This is a genomic window from Streptomyces sp. NBC_01341, from assembly GCF_035946055.1.
Classification (GTDB): domain Bacteria; phylum Actinomycetota; class Actinomycetes; order Streptomycetales; family Streptomycetaceae; genus Streptomyces.
Map to the genome: position 1 here is coordinate 2,761,703 of NZ_CP108364.1, position 25,770 is coordinate 2,787,472.

23 protein-coding genes and 1 pseudogene are annotated in these 25,770 nt (G+C 70.4%); 13 read left to right on the forward strand and 11 right to left on the reverse strand.

Annotated elements, in window-relative coordinates:
* The first annotated feature begins 44 nt into the window (after window positions 1-44).
* Together OG206_RS11785 and OG206_RS11790 are read left to right on the forward strand one after the other, a co-directional pair.
* Complete coding sequence (locus tag OG206_RS11785) at window positions 45-2,144, forward strand: TPM domain-containing protein (protein WP_327115079.1); 2,100 nt, start codon at window positions 45-47, stop codon at window positions 2,142-2,144.
* A 48-nt stretch (window positions 2,145-2,192) separates the two neighbouring features.
* Window positions 2,193-2,906 carry a PspA/IM30 family protein gene (locus OG206_RS11790; RefSeq protein ID WP_327115081.1) on the forward strand — a complete coding sequence of 238 codons (714 nt, stop codon included), beginning with the start codon at window positions 2,193-2,195 and terminating at the stop codon, window positions 2,904-2,906.
* 103 nt (window positions 2,907-3,009) lie between these two features.
* Here the strand turns inward: OG206_RS11790 and OG206_RS11795 are convergent, their stop codons facing one another.
* The 6 genes from OG206_RS11795 to OG206_RS11820 all read right to left on the reverse strand — a co-directional run bounded on the left by OG206_RS11795 (window position 3,010) and on the right by OG206_RS11820 (window position 10,000).
* Entirely contained in the window at window positions 3,010-5,598 is a 2,589-nt protein-coding gene (locus OG206_RS11795; protein ID WP_327122244.1) for a SpoIIE family protein phosphatase, read from the reverse strand.
* Window positions 5,599-5,791: 193 nt separating this feature from the next.
* Window positions 5,792-6,232 carry an ATP-binding protein gene (locus OG206_RS11800; protein ID WP_327115083.1) on the reverse strand — a complete coding sequence of 147 codons (441 nt, stop codon included), beginning with the start codon at window positions 6,230-6,232 and terminating at the stop codon, window positions 5,792-5,794.
* Window positions 6,233-6,519: 287 nt separating this feature from the next.
* Entirely contained in the window at window positions 6,520-6,924 is a 405-nt protein-coding gene (locus tag OG206_RS11805; protein WP_327115085.1) for a (deoxy)nucleoside triphosphate pyrophosphohydrolase, read from the reverse strand.
* Between the two features lie 32 nt (window positions 6,925-6,956).
* Window positions 6,957-7,139, reverse strand: coding sequence for an SPOR domain-containing protein (locus OG206_RS11810; RefSeq protein WP_327115087.1), 183 nt, complete (start codon window positions 7,137-7,139; stop codon window positions 6,957-6,959).
* Window positions 7,140-7,334: 195 nt separating this feature from the next.
* Window positions 7,335-9,065 carry a purine-cytosine permease family protein gene (locus OG206_RS11815; protein ID WP_327115089.1) on the reverse strand — a complete coding sequence of 577 codons (1,731 nt, stop codon included), beginning with the start codon at window positions 9,063-9,065 and terminating at the stop codon, window positions 7,335-7,337.
* Between the two features lie 182 nt (window positions 9,066-9,247).
* Window positions 9,248-10,000: a GntR family transcriptional regulator gene (locus tag OG206_RS11820; RefSeq protein ID WP_327115091.1), complete on the reverse strand. Its 753-nt coding sequence runs from the start codon at window positions 9,998-10,000 to the stop codon at window positions 9,248-9,250.
* A gap of 262 nt (window positions 10,001-10,262) precedes the next feature.
* Here OG206_RS11820 and OG206_RS11825 point away from each other — a divergent pair, with 262 nt between their 5' ends.
* Complete coding sequence (locus OG206_RS11825; RefSeq protein ID WP_327115093.1) at window positions 10,263-11,618, forward strand: glycoside hydrolase family 18 protein; 1,356 nt, start codon at window positions 10,263-10,265, stop codon at window positions 11,616-11,618.
* A 101-nt stretch (window positions 11,619-11,719) separates the two neighbouring features.
* Entirely contained in the window at window positions 11,720-12,835 is a 1,116-nt protein-coding gene (locus OG206_RS11830; protein ID WP_327115095.1) for a threonine synthase, read from the forward strand.
* A 6-nt stretch (window positions 12,836-12,841) separates the two neighbouring features.
* On the opposite strand, the gene OG206_RS11835 is transcribed toward OG206_RS11830, so the two are convergent.
* Complete coding sequence (locus OG206_RS11835; RefSeq protein ID WP_327115097.1) at window positions 12,842-13,324, reverse strand: cupin domain-containing protein; 483 nt, start codon at window positions 13,322-13,324, stop codon at window positions 12,842-12,844.
* Between the two features lie 348 nt (window positions 13,325-13,672).
* Here OG206_RS11835 and OG206_RS11840 point away from each other — a divergent pair, with 348 nt between their 5' ends.
* The 5 genes from OG206_RS11840 (at window position 13,673) to OG206_RS11860 (ending at window position 18,115) form a co-directional block, all read left to right on the forward strand.
* Window positions 13,673-16,087 carry a glycoside hydrolase domain-containing protein gene (locus OG206_RS11840; protein WP_327115099.1) on the forward strand — a complete coding sequence of 805 codons (2,415 nt, stop codon included), beginning with the start codon at window positions 13,673-13,675 and terminating at the stop codon, window positions 16,085-16,087.
* 20 nt (window positions 16,088-16,107) lie between these two features.
* Window positions 16,108-16,545, forward strand: a complete 438-nt coding sequence (locus OG206_RS11845) for a hypothetical protein (RefSeq protein WP_327115100.1) — start codon at window positions 16,108-16,110, stop codon at window positions 16,543-16,545.
* A complete protein-coding gene (locus OG206_RS11850; RefSeq protein ID WP_327115102.1) occupies window positions 16,529-17,215 on the forward strand; it encodes a hypothetical protein in 687 nt (228 codons plus the stop codon). Before OG206_RS11845 ends, OG206_RS11850 begins: the two co-directional genes overlap by 17 nt.
* Window positions 17,216-17,471: 256 nt before the next feature.
* On the forward strand, window positions 17,472-17,723 hold the full coding sequence (locus OG206_RS11855) for a hypothetical protein (RefSeq protein WP_327115104.1): 252 nt from the start codon (window positions 17,472-17,474) through the stop codon (window positions 17,721-17,723).
* Entirely contained in the window at window positions 17,723-18,115 is a 393-nt protein-coding gene (locus OG206_RS11860) for a DNA-binding protein (RefSeq protein ID WP_327115106.1), read from the forward strand. Before OG206_RS11855 ends, OG206_RS11860 begins: the two co-directional genes overlap by 1 nt.
* 202 nt (window positions 18,116-18,317) lie before the next feature.
* Here the strand turns inward: OG206_RS11860 and OG206_RS11865 are convergent, their stop codons facing one another.
* The gene (locus tag OG206_RS11865) at window positions 18,318-18,821 is read right to left on the reverse strand and encodes a DUF2716 domain-containing protein (RefSeq protein WP_327115108.1); all 504 of its coding nucleotides are present in this window, start codon (window positions 18,819-18,821) and stop codon (window positions 18,318-18,320) included.
* An 825-nt stretch (window positions 18,822-19,646) separates the two neighbouring features.
* On the opposite strand from OG206_RS11865, the pseudogene OG206_RS11870 reads away from it, so the two are divergent.
* Together OG206_RS11870 and OG206_RS32600 are read left to right on the forward strand one after the other, a co-directional pair.
* Window positions 19,647-19,811: pseudogene (locus tag OG206_RS11870) on the forward strand (XRE family transcriptional regulator); the annotation flags it as partial.
* A gap of 93 nt (window positions 19,812-19,904) precedes the next feature.
* Complete coding sequence (locus tag OG206_RS32600) at window positions 19,905-20,459, forward strand: hypothetical protein (RefSeq protein ID WP_442805943.1); 555 nt, start codon at window positions 19,905-19,907, stop codon at window positions 20,457-20,459.
* On the opposite strand, the gene ychF is transcribed toward OG206_RS32600, so the two are convergent.
* Window positions 20,456-21,544: a redox-regulated ATPase YchF gene (ychF, locus tag OG206_RS11880; RefSeq protein WP_327115112.1), complete on the reverse strand. Its 1,089-nt coding sequence runs from the start codon at window positions 21,542-21,544 to the stop codon at window positions 20,456-20,458. The genes OG206_RS32600 and ychF overlap by 4 nt on opposite strands.
* 275 nt (window positions 21,545-21,819) lie before the next feature.
* Here ychF and OG206_RS11885 point away from each other — a divergent pair, with 275 nt between their 5' ends.
* A complete protein-coding gene (locus tag OG206_RS11885) occupies window positions 21,820-22,428 on the forward strand; it encodes a DUF6542 domain-containing protein (RefSeq protein WP_327115114.1) in 609 nt (202 codons plus the stop codon).
* 2 nt (window positions 22,429-22,430) lie between these two features.
* Here OG206_RS11885 and ppgK read toward each other — a convergent pair whose 3' ends face one another.
* Both ppgK and OG206_RS11895 read right to left on the reverse strand, forming a co-directional pair.
* Complete coding sequence (ppgK, locus tag OG206_RS11890) at window positions 22,431-23,168, reverse strand: polyphosphate--glucose phosphotransferase (protein WP_327115116.1); 738 nt, start codon at window positions 23,166-23,168, stop codon at window positions 22,431-22,433.
* A gap of 124 nt (window positions 23,169-23,292) precedes the next feature.
* Window positions 23,293-24,324: a 4-hydroxy-3-methylbut-2-enyl diphosphate reductase gene (locus tag OG206_RS11895; RefSeq protein WP_327115118.1), complete on the reverse strand. Its 1,032-nt coding sequence runs from the start codon at window positions 24,322-24,324 to the stop codon at window positions 23,293-23,295.
* Window positions 24,325-24,411: 87 nt separating this feature from the next.
* Here OG206_RS11895 and OG206_RS11900 point away from each other — a divergent pair, with 87 nt between their 5' ends.
* Window positions 24,412-25,761, forward strand: a complete 1,350-nt coding sequence (locus OG206_RS11900) for an APC family permease (protein WP_327122245.1) — start codon at window positions 24,412-24,414, stop codon at window positions 25,759-25,761.
* Window positions 25,762-25,770: the final 9 nt, after the last annotated feature.

Consider the following 25,770-nt stretch of genomic DNA (forward strand, 5'->3'; position numbering starts at 1 on the left):
ATGTGACGTCGCCTGCCAGTCGTACCGGGAGCTCCCGGCCATCGATGCCCGGCAGGGTCCTCCTCGCCGCGCTGACGGCGGTGCTCTGGATCCTCCTGCCGGGCACCCCCTCCGCCACGGCCGACGCCCCCGTCCCGCTGTCGCGCGAAGGGCAGATCACCGACAGGGTGGGGGCGCTGGGCGACCGAGGGCCGCAGGTCGAAGGCACGCTCGACCGCCTGTACGCGGCCCGCCGGGTCCAGCTGTTCGTCGTGTACGTACGCGACTTCTCCGGCCGGGACGCGAAGACCTGGGCCGACGAGACCGCGAACCGCAACGGACTCGGCCAGGACGACGTGCTGCTGGCGGTGGCCACACACGACCGGCAGTACGCCTGGTCCGTCGACCAGGGTTCCCGGCTCACCGACGGCCAGCTCTCCGACGTCGCCACCACCGCGATCGAGCCCGCCCTCCGGGAGAGCGACTGGGCGGGCGCCGCGATCGGCGCCGCCGACGGCTACGCCGCCGTGCTCGCCGGCGAGCCCGTCCCCACCCCGGCCATCACGCCGGGCACCGCGGATCCCGGCGGCGCCGCCGATGAGGGCGCCTCCGTCAACCTCATCGTGCCCGTGGCCGTGCTCGTCGTCGCGGTCGCGGTCGGCGCCTTCGCCTTCGCCCGCCGGAAACGGCGTACCGCGACACGGACCACCCCGGCGCCGGGCGGCTGGGGCGCCGGGGACGGAACGGCGGCGGAGCCCCAGGCCGCGCTGCCCGAACTCGACGCGCGCGCGAAGGCCGACCTGGTGGACACGGACGACGCCGTGCGGACGAGCGAGGAGGAACTCGGCTTCGCGACGGCGCAGTTCGGCGAGGAGGCGGCGGCCCCCTTCGCGGAGGCGGTCCGGCGTGCGCGGACCGAGCTCACCGCGGCGTTCCGGCTCAGGCAGCAGCTCGACGACGCGTTCCCCGAGGACGACGAGACACGGCGCGGCATGCTCGACGAGATCATCAGCCGCTGCGGGGACGCCAACGGACGCCTGGACGCCGTGGCAGAGGACTTCGACCGGCTGCGCGCACTCGAACAGACCGCCCCGCAGGCCGTGAACTCCGCCGAGATCACCTTCCGTGAGCTGGTGGGCCGCGTCACCGCGGCGGAGACCGCCGTCGGAGCGCTGCGCGAGCGCTACGCGGAGTCGGCGACGGCGCCTGCGGCCCAGGACGTCGAACGGGCGAAGGACCGGCTGGTCTTCACCACCTCCAGCCTGAACCGGGCACGCCAGGCCGTGGACGCCGGGAACAACGCGGAGGCCGCCGTCTACGTCCGCGCCGCCGAGGGGGCGATCCAGCAGGTCTCCACCCTCGTGGACGGTGTGGACCGGCGGGGCGGGGAACTGGCCGAGGCGGCGGGCAGCCTGCCGGGGGCGCTCACCGAGATGGAGACGGACCTGGCGGACGCCAGAGGGCTGCTCCGGGGGACGCCTGAGGGTGTGCCGACCGCGGATCTGCAGGGCCGGGTCGCCCGCGCCGAGGCGGTGAACGCCGATGTACGGGGTGAGCTCGGCTCGGGGCCGTACGACCCCGTCGACGCGCTGCGCCGGGTCGAGGAGGCGGACGCCGCGCTGGACGAAGCACTCGCCGGTGCCCGCGAACAGGAGCACGGGGACCGCCGGGCGCGCTCCCTGCTCGATCAGTCCCTGCTCACGGCGCGGGCGTCGATCGGGGCCGCCGCGGACTACGTCACCACCAACCGCGGCGCGGTCGGCAGTGAGGCCCGCACCCGGCTCGCGGAGGCACAGCGCCGGTGGGAAGCGGCCGGGGAGCTGTCGGAGGCCGGCGACCCGCAGGGCGCCCTGGCGCAGGCGCAACAGGCGGACGCGCTGGCCACGCAGGCGCGGAGCCTGGCGGAGCAGGACGTCCGGAGCTACCGCGACAGCAGCGGTCCCGGAGGCACGCGCGGGGGCGGCGGGATGGGCGGCGCGGTGCTGGGCGGCATCATCCTCGGCGGCCTGCTGGGCGGCGGCGGCCGGGGCGGCGGGCTCGGCGGGGGCTTCGGCGGCGGGTTCGGCGGGGGCGGCGGCGGGTTCGGCGGGGGCTTCGGCGGCGGGCCGGGCAGCTTCGGCGGCGGGGGAACCCGGGGACGGCGCGGCGGCGGAGGCCGCTTCTGACGCCGGGCCCGGACCGTCGCTCCACGATGTCGTACAAGGAGAGGTGCCATGACCAAGCAGACCGTCCTCGGCCGCGTCACTCAGCTGGCCCGGGCCAACATCAACGCGCTGATCGACCAGGCCGAGGATCCGCAGAAGATGCTCGACCAGCTGATCCGGGACTACACCGACAACATCGCGGAGGCCGAGCAGGCGGTGGCCGCCACCATCGGCAACCTCAGGCTGATGGAGGAGGACCACCGGGAGGACGTCGACGCGGCACGGGAGTGGGGTCAGAAGGCCCTCGCGGCCAGCCGGAAGGCCGATGAGCTGCGGGCCGCGTCGGCGGGCACGGAGGCCGACACGTTCGACAACCTCGCCAAGGTGGCGCTCGGCCGGCAGCTTCAGTCGGAGCAGGAGGCGAAGACCGCCGAGCCGACGATCGCCTCGCAGACGGTCGTCGTGGACAAGCTGAGGACCGGCCTCGACCAGATGAAGGAGAAACTGACCCGGCTGAAGTCCAAGCGCGACGAACTGGTCGCGCGGGACGCGTCGGCGCGGGCTCAGAACCGGATGATGGACGCGGTCAAGAGCATCGACGTCATGGACCCGACGAGCGAACTCGGCCGCTTCGAGGACAAGGTGCGACGGGAGGAGGCGAGGGCGGTGGGCAAGCAGGAGCTGGCCGCGTCGTCCCTCGACGCACAGTTCGAGCAGTTGGACAGCGTCGGGGACAGCGCGGAGATCGAGGCCCGCCTCGCCGCCCTCAAGTCGGCGTCCTGAAGGACGGCCCGCCCGAAGGCGGGAGCCCGCTTCACGCGGGTGCCCGCCCTCCGGCGCCGGACCGCGGATTCCCCGGAGCGGGCGCCTCCCCGGCGTACGCCGGTCAGTACATGCTCAGCAGCTGGTCCACGGAGAGTTCCGGGGCCGGCTCCCCGTCCGGCAGCGCCAGCTCGAACCACACCGTCTTGCCGCGCGGGGTGCGCCGCGATCCCCATGCGGCGCTGAGCAGTCCGACCAGTTGCAGGCCGCGCCCGCCCTCGTCGGTGTCGCGTGCCCGCCGGCGCCGCGGCTGGACCAGCCCCGCGTCCCAGACCTCGCACACGAGGGTGCGGTCACGCAGCAGCCTCAGGCGGATCTCGCCCTCGCCGTAGCGCAGGGCGTTGGTGACGAGTTCGCTGACGAGCAGTTCGGTGGTGTCCACCAGGTCGTCGAGGTCCCAGGCGCTGAGCTGTTCACGGGCCAGTTCGCGGGCACGGCCGACGGAACGCGGTTCGCGCGGCAGCCGCCAGTCGCCCACCGCGTCCGTCTCCAGCCCCTGGATACGCGCCATCAGCAGGGCGATGTCGTCCTCGCCGTGGCGGGTGTGCAGGGTCGTCAGCACGTGGTCGCAGACGTCCTCCAGCTGTTGCGACGGATCGGCGAGTGCCTGCCGGAACGCCTGGAGCCCCTCGTCGAGGGGGTGGTCCCGGGACTCCACGAGCCCGTCGGTGTAGAGGGCGAGGAGGGAGCCCTCCTTGAGCTCGATCTCGACCTCCTCGAAGGGCTCGCCGCCGACGCCCAGGGGCATGCCGGGCGGCACTTCGAGCAGCTGGGGCGGCTCGCCGGGCTCGGCGACCACGGGCGGCAGGTGGCCGGCGTTGGCGAAGGTGCACCGCCGGGTGACCGGGTCGTACACCGCGTACACGCAGGTCGCCAGATACACCTCGGAGAGGTCGGCCTCGCGCGACTTGTGGGCGACGCGCGAGGGCCACTGGGCGCCGCCGCCCGCGCCGAAGCCGTCGCTCCGCTCGCCACCGCCGGGGGTGCCCAGGCCGCGCGCGACCTCGTCCAGGGCGGAGAGCACCTCGGCGGGCTCCAGGTCCAGGAGGGCCAGGGTGCGTACGGCGGTGCGCAGTTCGCCCATGGCGACGGCGGCCCGCAGTCCACGGCCCATCACGTCGCCGACGACCAGGGCCGTGCGATGGCCGGGCAGCTCGATCACGTCGAACCAGTCGCCGCCGACCTCGGTGGCGGTGTTGCCGGGGAGGTACCGGCAGGCGATGTCGAGACCGGCCGCCTCGGGGTCGCCGGGCGGCAGCAGGCTGCGCTGGAGGATCAGCGCCCGCTCGTGCTCGCGGCGGTAGAGGCGGGCGTTGTCGATGCACACGGCGGCGCGGGCGGCGAGTTCGGTGGCCAGGGCCCGGTCCCGTTCGCCGAAGGGCTCGCTGCCCTTGGTGCGGGAGAACTGGACGAGGCCGACGACCACGTCGTGCGCGACCATCGGCACCGCGAGGGTGGAGTGGACGAAGCCGCGTTCGTCCCCGGGCACGGCCTCGACGCGGCCGGTGTGCAGGGCGACGGCACAGGGCGAGTGGAACGGGAAGCGGTGGACCGAGCCGAGGGCGGGCTCCCCGCCGTCGGCGCCGGAGGCCCGGTCTGCTTCCGCGCCGGGTCCGTCCGCCGTGCCGGGAAGGACGCCGGACGCGTCGGAGACCGCGCTGGCGTGGGCGACCCGGCGCAGCTCGGCCGAGCCGGTACCGGGCTCCTGGTGCCCGCCCCAACTGGAGGGCGAGGCCTCCTCCCCGGTGAGCAGTCCCTGGTACAGGTCGACGGAAGCGATGTCGCAGAAGCCGGGCACGGCGACGTCGAGCAGTTCCCTGGCGGTCGTCTCCAGGTCCAGGGAGTTGCCGATGCGCGCGCTGGCCTCGTTGAGCAGGGCCAGATTGCGCCGCGCGCTGGCGGCCTCGCGGGCGGCGATGTGCCGTTGCGTGACGTCGGTGGCCAGCCCGGCGACGCCGATGGGGCGCCCGGATCCGCTGTGCACCCGGTAGAGGTTCATGGACCAGTGGCGGCGGCCGATGCCACCGGGAGGGGCGCCGACGAGCTGCAGATCGGTGACGGAGTCGCCCGTCTCCAGGACGCGCCGCAGCGTGGCGGAGAGCCGATCCGCCTCGGGCCTGGACAGGTAGTCGTCCACGGTGCGTCCGCGGTGGTCGTCCGCCTCGCCCCCGAAGACCGTGGCGAACCGCTGGTTGGCCCGTACGACGGTGAAATCGGTGCCGAAGAGAACGAACCCGAAGGGAGATTGGCCGAATATCGCCTGCGAGGCGGCCAGGTCCGTCTCGACCCGGCGCAGTGCGCGGACATCCACGACGATGCAGAGCGCGGCCCGCTCCCCCGCCCCCGTGAGGCTGGGCATGACGTAGATCTCGGCGAGACCGCTCGTCCCGTTCTCGCCCGGGACACGGAACGGGACCAGGCCCGTCCACTCCTTGCCGTCGAGGATCTCGCCGACGCGCCTGTGGGCGTCGGGGCGCAGCTCGGCGGGCATGAACGCCTCGACCGGGTCCCTGCCCACCACCTCGTCGGAGGCCATGCCGAAGAGGCCGGCGGCCCGCCGGCTCCACTGCTCGATCAGCCCGTCCGCCCCGATCGAGAAGGAGGCGATCCTGATGTATTCGTAGATCGAGCCAGGCGGGCGGCTCTGCCACACGACGTCGCCCGCTGTCCCAGGTATCTCGCTCACGCGACCGTCCCCTCCAGCTCACACACCGGACCGGTCCTGCCCGCAGTATTCAGCACTACGAGCCATACCGGCACGGCGTTCACGATCACAGCACGGTCTCAGTCCCTTTCAGCCAGGTCCTGCCCGACCTCCGGTGATCGCTGTGCGTCCCTCCCCACTCCTAACCAGGCAGAGGGAGCTCGAACCACACCGTCTTGCCGCTCTTTCCGCGCCGGGTCCCCCAGCGGCGTGCGGAACAAGCCACGAGCTGCAGTCCGCGCCCTCCCTCGTCCTCGGGTCCGGCCGCGCGTTCGGTGGTGGGTGCGTCCGGAACCGGATCGGAGACTTCCACCAGCAGACCCCGCCCGTCGTCCCGCGCGCCGGGTCCGTCGCCCCGGTGGTGCGGTCGCACGAGCCGGACACCGATGGGGCCGGACGCGTGCCGCAGTGAGTTGGTCACCAGCTCACTGACGAGCAGGACGGCGATGTCCCCCAACCCGCCGTTGTACCCCCACTGGTGCAGCGCGTCACGGACCGCGTGCCTGGCGGTGCGCACGGAGCCCGGCGCCGCCGGAAAGCTCCATTCGGCACAGTCGCCGTCGGTGTCGGTCACGCCGGTCACTTCCCAGGGTCGACAGCGGGGCGCACCCGCCCCCAGGGGTCCAATCGGCACATACCCGATATGTTCCGCACTTTATCGCGCGGACGATCGGGTGGGGGCGTACGGGTGTACGCGCCCCGCACGACGAGGCGGCGCGCGGTGTTGCCGACGAGCGGGGCGCGCGGGAGCGTTCCGCGGGCGAGCGCCCGGGCAGGCGCCCTGTGGGCCGGCACGTGGCGAGACGCCCCACGAGCGGGCAAGGGAGAGAGGCGCGGGGGAGCGTGCGAAAGGGGCCGGCCGGGCCTCCGTCAGGCGTCCGGCGTCCCGCGCAGGCGGCGTACGGCCTCGGCCACGGCGGGGCGGTCCTGGTCCAGCCAGTCGACGGTGTCCGCCTCCCCCGCGTCGAGCCAGCGCAGCTCGTCGTGGTCCTCCAGGGGGCTGGGCTCGCCCGACACCAGCCGGACCATCCACACGCGCAGCACGTAGCCGGGTTTCAGCGGCCACTCCCCCGGGATGCGCTCCAGGGGCTGCGCCTCCACACCGAGCTCCTCGCGCAGCTCCCGCACGAGGGCCTGCTCGCCGCTCTCGCCCGGTTCCAGCTTGCCGCCCGGAAGCTCCCAGCGGCCGGCGAGCTCGGGCGGGGCGCTGCGCCGGGCGGCCAGGAGCCGCCCTCCGTCACAGACGGCCCCTGCCACCACCACGGAATCACTCATGCGCCGGAGCGTAGCCGGTGGGCTCCCGCTCGCTACGGGCGCGCGCTCCTGCCGGAGCGTTCCACCCAGTAGAGCTGCTTGTGCCCATGACGGTCCAGGCCGTCGGCGATCTTCTGTGCCTCGTCCTGCGTCGCATAGCGGCCGACGCGATACCTGTTGCCGTTGTCGTCCTGTCTGATGACCAGCCAGGGGAGCACGGCACCGCTCTCGGTCATGCCGTTCCTCCCCAGCATCTCGCCCCTCTCCCCACTGCCGTGCACGTTTCTAAGGATCCCCAGGAAACCGCAGTACGCATATGCCCGAGCGTACGCCTGACCTTCACTCAGCGGATGCGAGTTTGCACAATGAGACACCTGTCCGGCCACACCGACGGGGGCGCACTCGGTCGAGTGCGCCCCCGATTCCTCGGTTCAGCCCGCCGGGGTGACCGGTGTGCGCACCGTCGGCATCGGCAGCACCACCGGCCCGCTGCCGGTCTCCCTGCGGCAGACGTCACCGCACTCCGCGTCCAGCGAGCAGCACAGTGAGCAGATGGGGCCCGACCGGACCGGGCAGTCGGCGATGTCCGGCAGCTCGTAGTCGGTCTCGCACACCGCGCAGGTGTGCGTGGCGGTGATGTCGGCGGTCTCGACACCCGGGCCGTTCACCGGGTTCGGCCGGGCCAGGTAGTACCTCCCCTTCGTGAGCCACGCGATCAACGGGCACAGGACGAGGGAGAGTCCGGCCGCGATGAAGGTGGAGAACGCCTCGGCGTACCGGCCGAACAGTCCGAAGAAGGCGAGGATCGAGACGGTCGAGGCGATCACCATCGCCCCGAAGCCCGCCGGGTTGACCGCGTAAAGGTAGGCGCGCTTGAACTCGATGTAGCGCGGGCTCAGTCCGATGCGCTTGTTGATGACCAGGTCGGCGGCGACGGCCACGATCCAGGCGATGCCCACGTTGGAGTAGAAGCCCAGCAGCTTGTTCAGGGCCGCGAACATGTTCATCTCCATCAGCGTCAGCGCGATGACGAGGTTGAGGAAGATGTACCAGACCCGGCCGGGGTGCTTGTGCGTGATCCGGGAGAAGAAGTTCGACCAGGACAGTGAACCGCTGTAGGCGTTGGTCACGTTGATCTTGATCTGGGAGACGATCACGAACACCGCCGCCGCGGGGAGCGCGAAGGATCCGAGCCACGGCTTCAGCGCCTCGATCTGCGGGGCGATCGGTTCCAGGGCGTGGGTCCTGCCGACCGCTTCCAGTGCCACGAAGGCCAGGAACGCCCCGCCGAGCTGCTTCGCGGCCCCGATGACGACCCATCCGGGGCCTGCGGCGAGGACCGCGAGGTTCCACCGCCGCTTGTTGGCCTCCGTCCTGGCCGGCATGAAGCGCAGGTAGTCCGCCTGCTCACCGATCTGGGCGATGAGCGAGAGCGCGACACCCGTGCCCAGCCCGAAGGCGATCCAGGAGAAGCCGGAGCCGGCACCCTCCGTACCACCGAAGGAGCTGAACGCCCCCCAGGCGTCCGGGGCTTCGAAGGCGAGCACCAGGAACGGCAGTACCATCCCGATGATCCACACCGGCTGCGTCCACGCCTGCACCCTGGCCAGCGCGCCCATGCCCCGGAAGACGATGGGGATCACGATCAGCGTCGTGATCAGGTACCCGGCCTCGACGGGCAGTCCCACCGCCTGGTGCATGGCCTGCGCCATGATCGAGCCTTCGAGCGCGAAGAAGATGAAGGTGAAGGACGCGTAGATCAGCGAGGTGAGGGTCGATCCGAAGTACCCGAAGCCGGCGCCGCGGGTGACCAGGTCCATGTCCAGGCCGTACGTCGCACAGGCCCGGGCGATCGGTATGCCGGTGAGGAAGATGATCGCCGCCGCGGCCAGGATCGAGGCGAGCCCGCTGGTGAATCCGTATGTGAAGACGATCGACGCACCGATCGCGAAGTCGGCGAGGTACGCGATCCCGCCGAGGGCCGTCCCCGCGACCGTGGAGGGCGACCAGCGCCTGAAGGAGTGCGGCGCGTAGCGGAGCGAGAAGTCCTCGCGGCTCTCGTCGGCAGCGAGTTCGGCGTAACTGCGCCTCGGCGCGTGGGGGCCGTCCGGCGGGGCCGGCTGTGACGCCTCGCCCGTCATGGGCGCTGCGATGTCCGTCATCGGTGACTTCCCGTTCGTCGGTCCGGTGTGCGGGTGACGAACGGGAAGGTAGGGGCCGGACATGACAAGTCATCACGACGAGGCGTTGCCCGCCGGTTAAGAGCGGCGCGGGCGCGTTAACTCCGCGTCACGGGCGGCGGACAGCACGTCGCTCCCTGCGGTCATCACGGCCGCCACACCCGTCACTTGACCGGCAGATGGTAGGCGATCCGGTAGCGGTCGGCAGGGACCACCACGTCGGCCGTCTCCACCGCCAGCCCCGAGGCGTAGTACGTCCGCCCGATGACCATCACCACGTGGCCGGGCACCCCACCGAGCGCCAGGAGTTCCTCCGCCAGGCCGGGGCGGGCACCGACCTCCTCGGCGACGTTGTCCACGACGACATCGATGGCCGCCATCCGGTCGACGACACCGCAGCCGCCCAACGGCCCCTCCTCCGGCAGCATCACCGGCGTGCGCCCCGTGACGGCGAGCGGCTCCCAGGAGGTGGACAGCATCACCGGCTCACCCGCCTCCCGGAAGACGTACCTCGTGCGCATCACGCGGTCGCCCTGCTCGATACCGAGGCGCTCGGCGACCTCGGGGCTCGCCTCCTCCTGCTCGCTGCGGGACTCCCAGGTGCCCCGCGCGCCCTCCGCCGTCTGTTCCTGGCGGAAGGGACTCGCCCCCGCCCCGTGGCGGTAGCCGGAGCGCGCGATCCGTCGCGGCACCGGCCGCTCACGCACGTACGTCCCCGAGCCCGACCGGCCCTCGACGAGCCCCTCGGCCATCAGCACCTTGCGCGCCTCCAGCGCCACGGTGTCGGAGACCCCGTACTCCTCGCGGATGCGGGCCTGCGACGGCAGGCGGGTGTGGGGCGGCAGCGCGCCGTTGACGATCTTCTCTCTGAGATCGCTCGCCACGCGCAGATAGGCGGGCTGCTCACCGAAAGGCACAGGCCACTCCCAACAGGTTGACAGACAGCAACAGCGTTGCAACCGTGGGTTGAGAACCGCAAGCACGGGCCAGAGTTTCACTCGAAGTGATGATTCGACTCCGACCAGCGCATACCCGGTCAGGCGCGCCCGGACCCTTGACCGCTTTTGGTCCAGACCAATACCTTCCTGTGCACAGCACGGCTCCCGCTGCCCTCGGGCACCGGAACACCCGGGCCCGCCGCCCGGACCCCATCCCGGCACACGCACAGGAACGAGCCCCATGCGTCGAAGAACCCTGACCGGACTGACCACCGCGGCCTGCGCCCTCACCCTGCTGGCCGGCCTAGCCCCCGCGGCGACCGCCGAAGGCAGCGGCCACGACCGCGGCGCGGGCCACCACGACCGCGCGTACCGCAGCGTCGGCTACTTCACCCAATGGGGTGTCTACGGGCGCGACTTCCAGGTCAAGGACCTGGACACCAGCGGCGCCGCGGGCAGGCTCACCCACATCAACTACGCCTTCGGCAACGTCAGCCCCGAAGGCACCTGCTTCACCGGCAACGTGCCCGGCGAGGCCGACGCCTGGGCGGACTACGCCCGTCCGCTGGACGACGCCGGGTCCGTGGACGGCGTCGGCGACACCGAGAACCAGCCACTCGCGGGCAACTTCAACCAGCTCCGCGAGCTCAAGGCCGCCCACCCCGGCCTCAAGGTGATGATCTCCCTCGGTGGCTGGAGCTGGTCCACCCACTTCTCGGACGCCGCGCGGACCGCGGCCTCGCGCAAGGCGCTCGTCTCGTCGTGCATCGACCTGTACATCAAGGGCAACCTGCCCGTCGACGGAACGCGCGGCGGCGAGGGCGCGGCCGCGGGCCTCTTCGACGGCATCGACCTCGACTGGGAGTGGCCCGGCTCGGCCGGCGACACGGACACGGTCTACCGCCCCGAGGACAAGCGGAACTTCACCGCCCTGGTGCACGAGTTCCGCACACAGCTCGACGCCTACGCGAAGAACGGCCGCAAGGGGAAGAGCAAGCCGAAGCACTACGAGCTCTCCGCCTTCGTCCCCACCGCGCCCGCCAAGATCGACGCCGGCTTCGACGTGCCGCGCATCATGCGGGACTTCGACTTCGTGAACCTCCAGGGTTACGACTTCCACGTCTCCGGCGAGGCGACGACGGCCCAGCAGTCCGCGCTCCGCGCCACGGGCGACTTCAGCGTCGACCAGACGGTCCGTGACTGGCTCAGACGCGGCGCCCCGGCCCGCAAACTGGTGATGGGCATGCCCTTCTACGGCCAGGGCTGGACCGGCGTCACCGGTGGCGGCGACGGACTCGGGCAGCCCGCGACCGGACCCGCGCCCGCCACCTGGGCCGCCGGTTACGAGGACTACAAGGCCCTCAAGAAGCTGGCCGAATCCGGCGCGTACAAGGTGCACCGGGACGTCAGAAACGGCCACGCCTGGCTGTTCGACGGCACGACCCTGTGGACCTACGACGACCCGCAGGTGCTGCGCGCCAAGACCTCGTACATCCGCGAACGCGGGCTCGGCGGGGCGATGTTCTGGTCGCTGGACGGCGACACGGACGACGGCGAGCTGATGGCCGCGGTCGCCCGCGGTCTCGGACGCCGCTGACGGACAGGGCGGGTGAGGGGCGCACGGGGCGGTCGTCCCGTGCGCCCCTCACCCCGAGTCCGACTGGATCACGGGCACCGCGCGGCCATAGGTTCGTCCCCATGGCCGACCTCCGCACGCCCACGGCGACATACATCTGCCCGCAGGACGGGACGCGGTCCGGCGCCGCGTCACTGGCGTGGTGCTGCCCGGTCTGCCGGGGCCCCTGGGATCTCGACACCGGCCCGCAGGCCCCGGTGGCGCCCGACGCGCTGGGCGGACGCGTCAACTCGCTGTGGCGCTACTCGGAGGCCCTCCCGCTCGACGGCGCGGACGTCTCCCTCGGCGAGGGCCGGACCCCGCTCGTCCCCCTGACCGGAAACGTCTCGGCCAAACTCGACTTCCTCATGCCGACGCTCTCCTTCAAGGACCGCGGCGCCGTGATGCTGGCCGAACTGGCCCGCAGACTCTCCCCGGACCGGGTCGTCGCGGACAGCAGCGGAAACGCGGGCACGGCCGTCGCCGCCTACTGCGCCCGGGCGGGCCTTCCCTGCACCGTCTACGTCCCCGGGGGGACCTCCCCGAAGAAGACCGAGCAGATCCGGGCCCACGGCGCCCGCCTGGAGACCGTGCCCGGCGGCCGCGAGGCCGCGGCCGCCGCCGCCCGTGCCGCCGCGGACGAGCCCGGCACCTTCTACGCCTCGCACGTCTTCAACCCGTACTTCCTGCACGGCACCAAGACGTACGTCTACGAGATCTGGGAAGACCTCGGAGGCACCCTGCCGGACGCCATCGCGGTGCCCGTGGGCAACGGCACCCTGCTCCTGGGGGCGGCGCTCGCCACCGCGGAACTCCTCGCCCACGGCCTGATCGACCGCCGCCCGGCCCTGGTCGCCGTACAGGCCGAGGCGGTGTCCCCGCTGGCCGCCGCCTTCCGCGCAGGGGACGAGGATCTGCCGGATGCCGCCGCCCCGGTCCTGCCCACGCTCGCCGAGGGGATCGCCATCCCGCGCCCGCCGCGCGCGCGGCAGATCCTCGCGGCGGTCCGGGAGTCCGGCGGAACCTTCCTGACGGTGACGGAGGACGCGATCCGCGCGGCACAACTGGACCTGGCGGCCCGGGGCTTCTTCGTGGAGACCACGGGGGTGGCGTGCTGGGCGGCCGTAGCCGGCGAGACGGGCCGGAGCGTGGTCGTCCCGCTCTGCGGGGCCGGTCTCAAGACGGGCCTCGCGCCCTGAACGGCCTCAGTCCGTCCAGTACGTGTCGTGCTTGATGAAGAACTCCGCCCGCTGCTTCTCCGGCCAGTCCGAGACCTGCCCCACCTTCTCGAAGTACTCCTCGCGGGGCGCTCCCGGGGTGAAGAGCAGCAGCATGGACGCGGGCTCGTCGGAGTCGTTGCGGAAGGCGTGCAGTCCGCCCTGCGGGACGTACAGGAAGTCGCCCTCCTCGGTGTCGGTCCAGCGTTCGCCGTCGTAGATCCGGACCGTCCCGCCGAGGATGTAGAAGGACTCCGAGATCGACCGGTGGAAGTGCGTGGCGGGGCCGCCCGCCCGGGGACCCATGGTGATCCGGTAGAGCCCGAACTCACCGTGCGTCGATCCGGTCGTGGCCAGGTAGTCGGTGCTGCCCCCGCTGCGGGTCAGCAGGTTCGGGGTGGTGTCCGCCGGGCGGTACACCGCGGTGATCTCGCCCTCGCCGCCGGCGTAGACGGGTTCCGGATACGACATGCCGTGCTCCTGTCCTGGTGCAGGTGCGCCCCGCGCACGGGGCCGACGGCCCCCGTCCCGCCTCCGCGTGCCCGCTGGTCCATGGACCAGCGGCGCCGCTCCGTGACCGGCGCGCGACACCACGTGCGGGGCACATCGGGCGTCTCTGTCACCACGGTACGACGGTCCCGCCGTCCGGGCGGGCGGGCACCCCGTCGCCGTACGACGCCGCACCGGTCCGCAGAGAGGGAACGGAGACTTCCGCTGCGTAGCGTCCCCGGCAGAGCAGCATGCCCTCGGCTTGCGCCGCGACGCCGTCGTGGCACAGCGCCGGGCCAGGTGCCGCCCGTTGCCGAGAAGGGATCGACATTGGACGAGAAGGTCCTCGACGCTCAGACGTGGGTCAACGCGACCTACGGAAGCGTCTCCGGATACGTACGGTGCCCCGAGGACGGCCGAACAGGCTGGTCCACCATGAACGCCCTCGTGATGGGCCTCCAGCACGAACTGGGCATCAGCCCTGTGGTCGCCAGCTTCGGCCCGACCACGATGTCCAGGCTCCAGGCCCTGGGCGACATCGGCTTCGGCTGGGACAAGAACTCCAACATCGTCCGCATCATCCAGCACGGCCTGTTCTGCAAGGGCTACTGGGGAGCCAACGGCTACGGCGGCTACGGCGCCGTGACCACCGAGGCGGTCAAGAACCTCCTCCTCGACATGGGCCTGCCCGACGGGGGCACCGGCACCGCCGGCGGCGTCACCACGCCGAAGATCTTCAAATGCATCCTGAACATGGACGCTTACACGAAGGTCAGCGGCGGCACGGACGACATCCGTTCGATCCAGCGGTGGCTCAACGGCAGCTACTGGACCAGGGACGCCTACACCATCGGCCCCTGCGACGGGATCTACTCCCGTGACGTGCAGAAGTCCATGATGATCGCCATCCAGTACGAACTCGGGATCGCCGCCCCGAACGGGAACTTCGGCCCGGCCACCCAGGCCGGGCTGCAGACCAAGAACCTCGGCGAGGGCAGTTCGGGTCTGTGGGTCCAGCTGTTCTCCGCCGCCTGCGTGTTCAACTCCCCCGTCCCGACGGGCTCGAGCGAGACGGGCACCCCCACCACGTGGCGCAGCAGCTACGACTCCAAGCTCCGCGAGTGGGTGGAGATCTTCCAGCGGTTCTGCAAGCTGGACGACAACGGACGCTCGGACTACCGGACATGGGCACAGCTCCTGGTCTCGATGGGCGATGCCGACCGCCCCGCCACGGGCTCCGACACCCGGTTCGAGATAACCGCCTCCCGTGCCCAGTGGCTGCGCAACAACAGCTACGAGGTCGTGGGCCGCTATCTGTACGACCCCCCGGGCTCGACCCTGGACAAGGAGATCAAGCCGGGCGAGCTGAACACGATGTTCAGCAACGGGCTGAACGTCTTCCCGATCTACCAGGACAACGCCCGTCAGCTCTCCGACTTCACCTACTCCCAGGGCTACCAGCACGCTCTCAACGCGCACAGCCTGGCCGCCGGTTACGGATTCAACCGCGGCACCGTCATCTACTTCGCGGTGGACTACGACGCCACCCGCGAGGAGATCGACGCGGCGATCGTGCCGTACTTCCACGGCGTCGCCGCCGGCCTCGCCTACAACGGAAAGCGTTACGTGCACGGCGTGTACGGGTCGCGGAACGTGTGCACCGTCGTCAGCCGGCAGACCGGTGCCCGCTACTCGTTCGTGTCGGGCATGTCGTGGGGCTTCTCCGGCAACCTCGGCTTCCCGATCCCCGCCAACTGGTCCTTCAACCAGATCAAGGAGTTCCAGGTCACCAACGGGTCGGACACCTTCGACCTCGACCGTGACGTGATCTCCGGCATCGACCTCGGCCAGAGCAGCGTGAACAAGCCGTCGGGCCCGGCGGACGCCTTCATCGACTACGTCCAGCGCCTGTACGACCACGCCGTGGCCTACACGGGAGACCGCGACCCGAACCAGCTGGTGATGGAGTACATCCGGCACAAGGCGTACGGCGGCGGCGACTGGGACTTCCTGATCGGGTCGTACGACACGGCGTTCGTCGACTACGCCAACGGAAAAGGCATGTCGGTGATGGCCGACTTCACCGACCCCTACACCGCGTACGAGCTGGGCGCCGAGCACCTCATGGCGTCCGCCAACGGGCACTTCGTCTCCTGGATGCCGTCCAACCCGCGTTCGGTGAACGCGGGCGACGTCGCGGGCTGGGGCGGCGACCTGCTGACCCTCTACGTCGACTGGCGCCGGGCCTCGGACCAGTACCCCGACGGCCGCAACTTCGTGCAGCTGAAGATGGCCAAGGTCGGGGTCGCGTCCAGCTTCGGCTACAACGACCTGATCGAGGACGCCGACGCCTGGCTGCTGGCGAAGGCGGTCCGTGACGGCAGGACGATCGTCGAGGCCGTCCGCGACCTCTACAACGGGGGTGGCGGTCTGACACGGTTCAGCCGCTACTGGAACGGGCGCTTCAGCGGCAACGCGGAGGACGCCAAGTTCCTTGCCCACAACATTCTCACCGCGGCGGACGACGTGAAGGTCGTGGCCGGCCAAGTCGGCCTCGTGACGGTCCGGGGCGGGATCAAGACGCTGCCCGCGATGCTCGGATACGACGAACTGGAGCCCTTCGAGCAGGGTTTCGTCGACGTGCTGCTGGCCCGCACGGGAACCGAACAGCGCCTGAGGGCCACCTATGAAGCGAACCACGCGACGTACGTGAAGGCCGCCAAGAGGCGCGCGGCCCGCGAATGAACGAAGGGACCACCCCGTAAGTGAACGCCGTCTCGGCACTGGCCGCCATCGCGCTCCCCCCACTCGTCCTGGCCGTGTTCGTGCTGAGTGTCTGGAAAACCGCGCGCGGACTGTCCGCCCGCCGTTGGGAACGCCCCGTTTGGTGGGCGTTCCCGGCGGTGGTGCTGACCGGGCTCGGCTGCGTCGTCTGGTTCGTCGGGGTCTTCTCCGGCGGTCTCGACGTCCGGGAGGCCTGCGCCTCGCACAGCGCCCCCTACGACGAGGCCTACCGGTCGGAGTCCTGGCGCGAGCCGTCCCAGTGGTTCCCCCTGCACAACAAGTGCAACGCCGAATTCGACCTGGTCCCCGCCTGGGTCAACCCCACTCTCGTCGCCATCGCCCTGCTGCTCGTCGGCTGTGCCGCGGGTGCCGTGGCGACGGCGGTCATCGGAAGGAAGAAGAGTGAGAAACAAGATTGACCGACGCGGTGTGCTCCTCGCGGGCGCCGCACTCGGGGCCACCACAGCCCTGGCCGGCCTCCCCGGCACCGCGTACGCCGCCCCGGCCGCCCCGTCGGCCGGCGGCGCTCCCGCCGGCCGGCGCTGGGCCGGCACGAAGTCGGCGAACGGCTGGCCCGTGCTCGACGAGGCGGAACTCTTCCCGATCGAGGGCTCCGGCCGGTCCGTGCGTCTCGCGGGCGGTGACGCGGCGGTGATCCTGCTGCACGTGGCCCGCCGCTTCCACTACGAGATCGACCAGCTCCGCGAGGGCGACGTCACCGGTCACCGCACGGCGCGCACCGTGGCCGAGGACTACGAGTCCAACTACCTGTCGGGCACCGCCCTGGCGATCCGGCCGCTCGCGTACCCGGCCGGCGTCCAGGGCGGCCTCTACCCGCACGAACTCGTCGTGGTGCGGGACATCCTCGCCGAGCTGGACGGTGCGGTCACCTGGGGCGGCGACCTCGCCACCCCGAAGGAGTCCCACTTCGAGCTCGCCCACAAGCCGGGCCACCCGAAGGTGAAGGGCGTGGCCCGCACCATCCGCGGATGGCAGGCGGGTCCCGGCAACGCGGGCGCGGGCACGGTCGACGCCTTCGACCCGAAGCGCCGCAGCAGGGCCGAGGCGTTCGCCCGCAGGGCGGCGTAACCCGGGCCGTGGTCCGCGCGGACGGTGGGGCTCCCCCTGCCGTCCGCGCGGACGTGTGCGTAAGCGGAATGTCTGCGGTCTGATCCTGACTTGCGGCGGAGCCTCATCCAGGGCTTTGACCTGCAGATTCGCCGTTTGGTTGCGTTGGCCTCCGACGGACATTCACGAGCGTCCTGCGGACTGCCTGCGGACCGGGCAGCCTCCCCCCATGGCTATTCGCACCCACAGAGTTACGACCGCCGGTAGGATCGACACCATGAGCAGTAGCAGGAAGTACTCCATCAGCCTGCCCGAAGACCTCGCCGAGGCCGTACGCGCACATGTCGGGCCCGGTGGCTTCTCCGCCTACGTCGCCGAAGCCCTGGAGCAACGAGTCGCCATGGACAAGCTTCGGGAGATCGTCGCCGACTTCGAGACCGACAATGACGAGCTCACCCGCGAGGAGGTCGAGGCCGCCCGCGCCCTGCTGCGCCATGACCACCGACAGGCCGGCGGTGCCGCCGCCTGATGCCCGGCACCCTGCTGCTCGACAGCGAAGGACTCTCCAAGCTCTACCGTAAGGACCGCACCGTCGTAGCACTGGTCCAGGCGGCATCAGAGGAAGGCATCCGCGTGGCCACCAGCGCCATGACCACTCTCGAGGCCGATTACGAGCGGATCCACCCGGCCCGCATCAAGTGGGTCCTCTCCCGCGTCGACGTTCACGACGTCACCAGAGAGGTCACCGACGAAGCCGCCGTCCTCCTTCGCGCCCATCATCTCCACGGCCACAAGTACGCCATCGACGCCGCCTTCGCCGTCATCGCCCGCAACGCACCCCAGCCGGTCACCGTCCTCACTTCCGACCCCGAGGACCTGACACTCCTGTGCGGCCCTTCCGTAGAGGTCGTCAAGGTCTGAAGCGCCGGCCACATCCACGTCAGCCAGGTCGGCCGTCAGCCACAGCACTTCGCGGACCAGGACTCCCCTTACGGCTACCTCGGTCCCGCTGAGTACGAGAACGCACTCGCAGCCTGACCACCACACCAATGGTGTCCGTCGAAGCGGAGCAAGCTCAGAGGGCATCAGGATGCGCTGTGGGGTCTGATTCTCTGGGTGCCTGTCAGGCGGTGCCGACTGCCCTGCCGGACCTACGGATCGGCTGGCCGAGCGGCTTCTCCACCTCCGCAGATGTGGCGTCGAGGAATTCCTGACCGAACAGACAGAGCGACTGTTCCCAAGGGTGCCCAAAACTGCCCATACGGAAGTCTTCCGAGAGGTAGATGTAGTAATCCCCATCGGGATACGGGCTCAAAGGCCAGGCCGGCTGCCCAGGGCCACCGACGCCCAGCGGTGCAAAGCGATACGACGTGTGCTGCCAGTCGAGCGCGAGCAGTGTTCCGCTCGGGCCCATGCAGGACTTCAGCCCCTGCTCGACCACCTCGACCAAGCGGTCCAAACGCTCGTATTCAGGATCGTCGTCAAGCACGGCAAGGCTCCAGGTAACCGATGCGATGGGCTCCTTGACGGCCGGCCACTTGAAAGAACTCGTACTCGGCCGGAACGTGAACTCGTCGTAGAAGCGGTCCCAAACGCGTCGGTACTCGGTCTCAAGCAGCTCGACCACGGGACTCTCCATCATGGCCCGACCCTATCGAGTCGTCCGTGTGAGGATCGGAGATAGATCCTTCACGGAACTTCGCTCCCCTCCACTCGGACCGTCAAGGTATTCCGTGAGAGGCGGGGGACGGCCTGATAGCCTGCGATCTTCGCCGGTCACCCGGACGGAGTCCCCCGGCAGGTCTTCATGTCTTGCTCTGAGCAGCTCATGACAGCTCTCGATGCCCTGGACCACGCCTTCGCCTCAGAAGGTCCCTTCCTCGTCACAGGATGCACGTACTGCTACGGCGAGCATGACTTCGCCGAACTCTCCGGCCCGCTGCACCTCATAGGCGACGACCTGGTTTCGTCGGTTGCCGCAAAGACGCCTGATCATTGGGAAGACTTTCCTCGTCTCTATCGTCACCTCGTCCCGCGCATCATTCGCCCACTCGTCACCGGCCGGCTCCACATCGACGAGGAGCTCATCGCCTCCCGCTTGATCCACGCAGGCTGGGCCACCTGGGACGTGCCCTTGGCCGAGGCCCTACGGGACGTATGGTCCGCTTGGTGGCAGAGCACGCTGCATACCCACCCCAGCCCCGTGCCCGTCAGGGATTGCCTCAGCGTCATCACCGTGGCCACCAACAGCCTGCGTCCTTGGCTGAACACATGGACCGCGACCAATACCCCAGCCGCCGACGCACACTTGGCAGACCTCGTTGATGACGTGACGTTCGAGTTCGAGATCACCGACTTGCGCATGGGCTTCTACGATGAGTACGACGCCACTGCCGAGCTGCTGGGCTGGCTTCTCACCGACGTGCGCGATCGTGTCATCGACACACGTCTCGACGCCCGCGACCGCCTGCACCGCGCCATGGTCGCCGTCGCCGACCAAATCAAGGCCAACCCCGGCAGCTCACGCGCGATCAACGAGCAGTGCCTCCGCCTCATGGGCGACGAGCGGGACGCTCGCACCCTCAGCAGCGACGTCGAGGACGGCGGTCACTACTGACAACCAGCACGAAGGAGAAACCACTTACCGCGCTCGGCGAAGAAGCCCTCCAAGGAGTACGCGGAAGAGTGGCGGGCCAGCCAGCCGCACCGGCTGTCGACGGCCAAGGCCTCAGCCCAACAGCTGCGTTGCTACGCCTACCCCGTCTGGGAGAAGCGGGCACTCCGCGCGATCAAGCCCGGTGACGTGCAGAGCTGGATCACCAGCCTGACGACCACCCACAAGCTCGCCGCGAGCACCTCCCGCAGCATCTTCAACACGGTCAACGCCGTCTTCCGGGCGGCGGTCCGCGACCGCATGATTCCGCACAACCCCTGCACCGACGCGAAGCTACCCTCAGTTCCGAGGAAGAAAGTCGTACCCCTGGCCGTCGAGCAGGTGCGGACGCTGGCCCAGGAGATACCCCGGCCGCTACAGAGGCCCGGCCCTGCTGCGCGCTTGCACAGGGCTCCGCCCCGGCGAGCTCTTCGCCCTCCGGCTTCGGCACGTGGATCTGCTGCACGCGGCCGTCTCGGTCGAGCAGCAGATCCAGCAGACCGCAAAGCACGGCGTGTACGTCTGCCCGCCCAAGGCGGACTCTGCGCGGACCACAAAGGCCGCCCAACCCGCTCCACCGCAGGTCAGACGGCCTTTCGCCGAACGTATTAGACGTTGAAGCGGAACTCCACCACGTCGCCGTCCTGCATCACGTAGTCCTTGCCCTCCATGCGCGCCTTGCCCTTGGCGCGGGCCTCGGCGACCGAGCCCGTCTCGACGAGGTCGTCGAAGGAGATGATCTCCGCCTTGATGAAGCCCTTCTGGAAGTCGGTGTGGATCACACCGGCCGCCTCGGGGGCCGTGGCGCCCTTCTTGATCGTCCAGGCGCGGGTTTCCTTCGGGCCTGCCGTGAGGTAGGTCTGCAGGCCCAGGGTGTCGAAGCCGACGCGGCCGAGGGTGGCCAGGCCGGGCTCCTCCTGGCCCATCGACTGGAGGAGCTCGAGGGCCTCCTCGTCGTCGAGCTCGATCAGCTCGGACTCGATCTTGGCGTTCAGGAAGATGGCCTCGGCCGGGGCGACCAGGGCGCGCTGCTCGTTCTTGAAGTCCTCGTCGACCAGCTCGTCCTCGTCGACGTTGAAGACGTAGAGGAAGGGCTTCGTCGTGAGCAGGTGCAGCTCGTGGAGAAGGCGGCCCTTCTCCGTGCCGGCGGTGATGCCCTGGGAGAAAAGGGTGTCGCCCGCTTCGAGGATCTTCTGGGCCTCCTCGACGGCCGCGAGGACCGCGACCTTCTCCTTCTGGAGGCGGGACTCCTTCGTCAGACGCGGGACGGCCTTCTCGACGGACTGGAGGTCGGCCAGGATCAGCTCGGTGTTGATCGTCTCGATGTCGTCCTTCGGCGAGACCTTGCCGTCGACGTGGACGACGTTCTCGTCCTTGAAGGCGCGGATGACCTGGCAGATCGCGTCGGACTCACGGATGTTCGCGAGGAACTTGTTGCCCAGGCCCTCACCCTCGCTCGCGCCACGCACGATGCCCGCGATGTCGACGAAGTCGACGGTGGCCGGGAGCAGCTTCTGCGAGCTGAAGATCTCGGCGAGCTTGTTCAGGCGGGGGTCGGGGACACCGACGACGCCCACGTTCGGCTCGATCGTGGCGAACGGGTAGTTGGCCGCCAGCACGTCGTTCTTGGTCAGGGCGTTGAACAGGGTCGACTTGCCGACATTCGGCAGGCCGACGATTCCGATCGTGAGCGACACTTTGGCGACTTCCTGAAGTGAGGAGAGGGGCTGCTGCGGGCGGGCCGGGGCTGACCCGATTCTCCAGTTTACGGGCGGGGCGGGGCACGCCGTCACGGGTGCGGGGGTGGGACGCGGAGCCGCGCCCTGCCGGGCACGGGCACGGGCACGGGCGCGGCAGGGCGCGGGGCCGAACGGTGGTGTTTCGGCCCCGCGGGATCGAACGCAACGCCAAGGTCGGCCAAAACGCGTGTCCAACGCCCGAAAGGACCCGGGCCGCGACCTAGGTTGTCGGGGTGGAGCAGCACAGGACTCGTACCCCGCAGCGCAGGCAGCCCCCGCAGGTCACCTCCGGCCCGTCCGGCGGCCTCGGTGAGGCTCCGTCCGGCTACCCGGTGTCGGTGGCGGTGGCCCCGGCGCCCGCTTCCGGGCCCGTTCCCGGTCGTCGTCCCGGTCCCGTCGCGCCCGTGGTGCTGGCGCTGCGCAGATTCCCGAATCCGCGGCTGACCGGCATCGGCGCCGGGCTCTTCGCGACCCTGGCCATGTTCCTGCTGGCCTGCCTGGACCGGCTGCTCCTCGGCAGCTCGGAGATCGTGTACGGGGTGCTCTTCCTGCCGGTCAGCGCGCTGACCGCCCTGTGGGTGCGCCCCGCCGACCTGGTGACGGCCCCGATCATCGTCCCCATCGCCTTCGCCGTCGGCGTGATCCCGGTCGCCGGGGGCACGGGCGGATTCGGCGGGCAGATCATGGCCGTCGTCACCGCGCTGGCCGTGCACGCCGGCTGGCTGTACGGCGGCACGCTCGTCGCGGGACTGATCGCCACCGTGCGGAAGATCCGTCAGATGCGGGAGCGGCAGCGCCACCTGGTCAGGGCCGACCGGAGCGCACGCCGCCCCCGCGTGTAGGACTACTTGCCCGCGGCGGCCATCGCGGCGCCGACGATGCCCGCGTTGTTCTGCAGCTGCGCCGGGACGAGCTCGGCCCGTACGTGCTCGATCAGCGGCAGGAACTTCTCGGCCTTGCGGCTGACCCCGCCGCCGATGATGAAGAGCTCGGGCGAGAACAGCATCTCCACGTGGACCAGGTACTTCTGCACCCGGTGCGCCCAGTGGGCCCAGCTGAGGTCCTCGTCCTCCTTGGCCTTCGTGGAGGCGCGCTTCTCGGCGTCGTGGCCGTGCAGTTCCAGGTGACCGAGCTCGGTGTTGGGCACGAGGTGCCCGTCGGTGAAGACGGCGCTGCCGATGCCCGTGCCGAGGGTCAGCATGATCACCGTGCCCTTGCGGTCCTTGCCCGCGCCGAAGGTCATCTCGGCGATTCCCGCCGCGTCGGCGTCGTTCAGGATCGTGACGCTCCGGCCGATGCGCTCGGTCAGCAGCGCCCGGGCGTCCGTGTCGATCCAGCCCTTGTCCACGTTCGCCGCGGTCCTGGTGATTCCGCCCGTGACCACTCCGGGGAACGTGATACCGACCGGCCCCTGCCAGTCGAAGTGACCTACCACCTCGGCCACGCCGTCGGCGACGCTCTCGGGCGTCGCCGGGTGAGGTGTCAAAACCTTGTGGCGCTCCTGCGCCAGCTCTCCGCGGTCCAGGTCGACGGGCGCACCCTTGATCCCTGAACCACCGATGTCCACACCGAAGATCTCCATGGGATCCACGGTACGGGCAGGTTGCGCGGATCACGCACCGGAGGGGCGGGACGGGAGCGTGCCCGGTCGTACGGCGCACGGGGGGCGTCCGTTCGCCCGGTGGCGGGCGGACGCCCCCGCGCCGTTACTCGGCGGAGAGTGCGGCCGCCTCGGCGCGCAGGTCGCGCCGGAGCTCCTTGGGCAGCGAGAAGGTGATCGACTCGTCGGCGGTCTTCACCGTCTCGACGTCGGCGTAACCCCGCTCGCCCAGCCACTCCAGCACACCGTCGACCAGGACGTCGGGCACCGAGGCACCCGAGGTGAGACCGACCGTGGTGACGCCCTCCAGCCATGCCTCGTCGATCTCGGAGGCGAAGTCCACCAGGTGGGCGGCCGGCGCACCGGCGTCCAGGGCTACCTCGACCATGCGGATCGAGTTGGAGGAGTTCTTCGAGCCGACGACGATGACCAGATCGGCGTCCTCCGCCAGCTTCTTCACCGCGACCTGGCGGTTCTGCGTGGCGTAGCAGATGTCGTCGCTCGGCGGGGAGAGGAGGTTCGGGAACTTGTTCTTGAGGGCGCCGACCGTCTCCATCGTCTCGTCGACGGAGAGGGTGGTCTGGGACAGCCAGACGACCTTCGACTCGTCGCGGACCTCGACGTTGGCCACGTCCTCGGGTCCGTCGACCAGGGTGATGTGGTCAGGGGCCTCGCCGCTCGTGCCGATGACCTCCTCGTGGCCCTCGTGGCCGATCAGGAGGATGTCGTAGTCCTCCTTGGCGTAGCGCACGGCTTCCTTGTGGACCTTGGTCACCAGGGGGCACGTCGCGTCGATCGTGGCGAGCCTGCGCTCGGCTGCCTCCGCGTGGACCGTGGGGGCGACGCCGTGCGCGGAGAACATCACGATGGAGCCCTCGGGCACCTCCGCGGTCACGTCGACGAAGATCGCGCCCTTCTTCTCGAGGGTTTGCACGACGTACTTGTTGTGCACGATCTCGTGGCGGACGTAGATCGGGGCCCCGTACTGCTCCAGGGCCTTCTCCACGGCGATCACGGCACGGTCCACGCCCGCGCAGTAACCGCGGGGCGCGGCGAGCAGGACACGGCGGCTGTCACTGCGGCGCGGAGCGCCTGCGCTCGGGGCGGTGGCGGGCGACGGGCTGGGCGTTGCAGTCATGCGTCCCATCGTAAGGCCGTGTCGGAGAGGCGCCGGTTCGGCGGGGTCGGGAGACTGATGCGTACGCAATCCAGCGACGGAGGCCACATGGCGGGCAGCGGCAGCAGCACGGACGACGGACGGCTGCGGCGCACACTCGGGTTCCGGGACCTGGTGGTCTACGGGCTGCTGTTCATCGCCCCCATGGCCCCGGTGGGCGTGTTCGGCACCCTGGACGCCAAGTCCGACGGTGCCGTGGCGCTGGTCTATCTCGTGGCGACGGTCGTGATGGCCTTCACCGCTTTCAGCTACGCCCAGATGGTCCACGTCGCCCCGCTCGCCGGTTCGGTCTTCGCGTACGCCCGCAAAGGCCTCGGGGAGGGGCCGGGGTTCATCGCCGGCTGGATGGCGATGCTCGACTACCTGCTCATCCCCGCGGTCGCCTACCTCTTCTCCGGGATCGCGATGAACGCGCTGGTGCCGGAGGTGTCGCGGTGGGTGTGGACGGCGATCGCGGTGGTCGTGACGACCCTGCTCAACCTCTGGGGGGTACGGGCGGCGGCGCGGGTGGGCTTCGCGGTGCTCGCCATGGAGATCGTGGTGCTGCTGGTCTTCGTGGTGTCGGCCGTGGTCGTGCTGGTCAGGGACGGGGCGCAGCGCGGCTGGCTGAGTCCGCTCAGCGGGGACACGGGCTTCTCGGCGACGGCCGTGCTGGGGGCGGTGTCGGTCGCGGTGCTGTCGTACCTGGGCTTCGACGCGATCGCGTCGTTCGCCGAGGAGGTGACGGGCGGGTCGGCCAAGGTGGCGCGGGCGGTGCTGTTCTGTCTGGTGCTGGCCGGGGTGCTGTTCATCGTCCAGACGTATCTCGCCGGGCTGCTGGAACCCGTCTCGTCCGCGGAGCTCGCGGCTGATCCGGTGAAGCAGGGGTCGGCCTTCTACGACACGGTGGACGCCTCCGTCGGCACCTGGCTGCACGATCTCGTCGCCGTGAGCAAGGCGATCGGCGCGGCTTTCGCGGCTCTGGCTGGACAGGCGGCGGCCGGGCGGCTGCTGTTCGCGATGGCCCGGGAACGGCGCCTGCCCTCGGTGCTCTCCCAGGTGGACTCCAGGTCCGGGGTACCGCGCTTGGCGATCACGTGTGCCGCGGTGGTGACCCTGGTGGCGGCGGTGTGGGCGGCCCGGCGCGACGACGGGCTCGACCATCTGGTGTCGGTGGTGGACGTGGGCGCCCTCACGGCGTTCGTGCTGCTGCACGCCTCGGTGGTGGGCTGGTTCGTCGTACGCCGCATGGAGGGCCCGCCGAGCTGGTGGCGCCATGTGCTGATGCCGGTGGTCGGGGCGGTCGTTCTCGTCGTCGTGATCCTTGAGGCGACGACGAGTGCGCAGCTGGTGGGGCTGTGCTGGCTCGGGATCGGGCTCGTGGTGCTCGCGGTGCAGTGGGGGCGGCGGGGCGCCTGATTGTCGGTA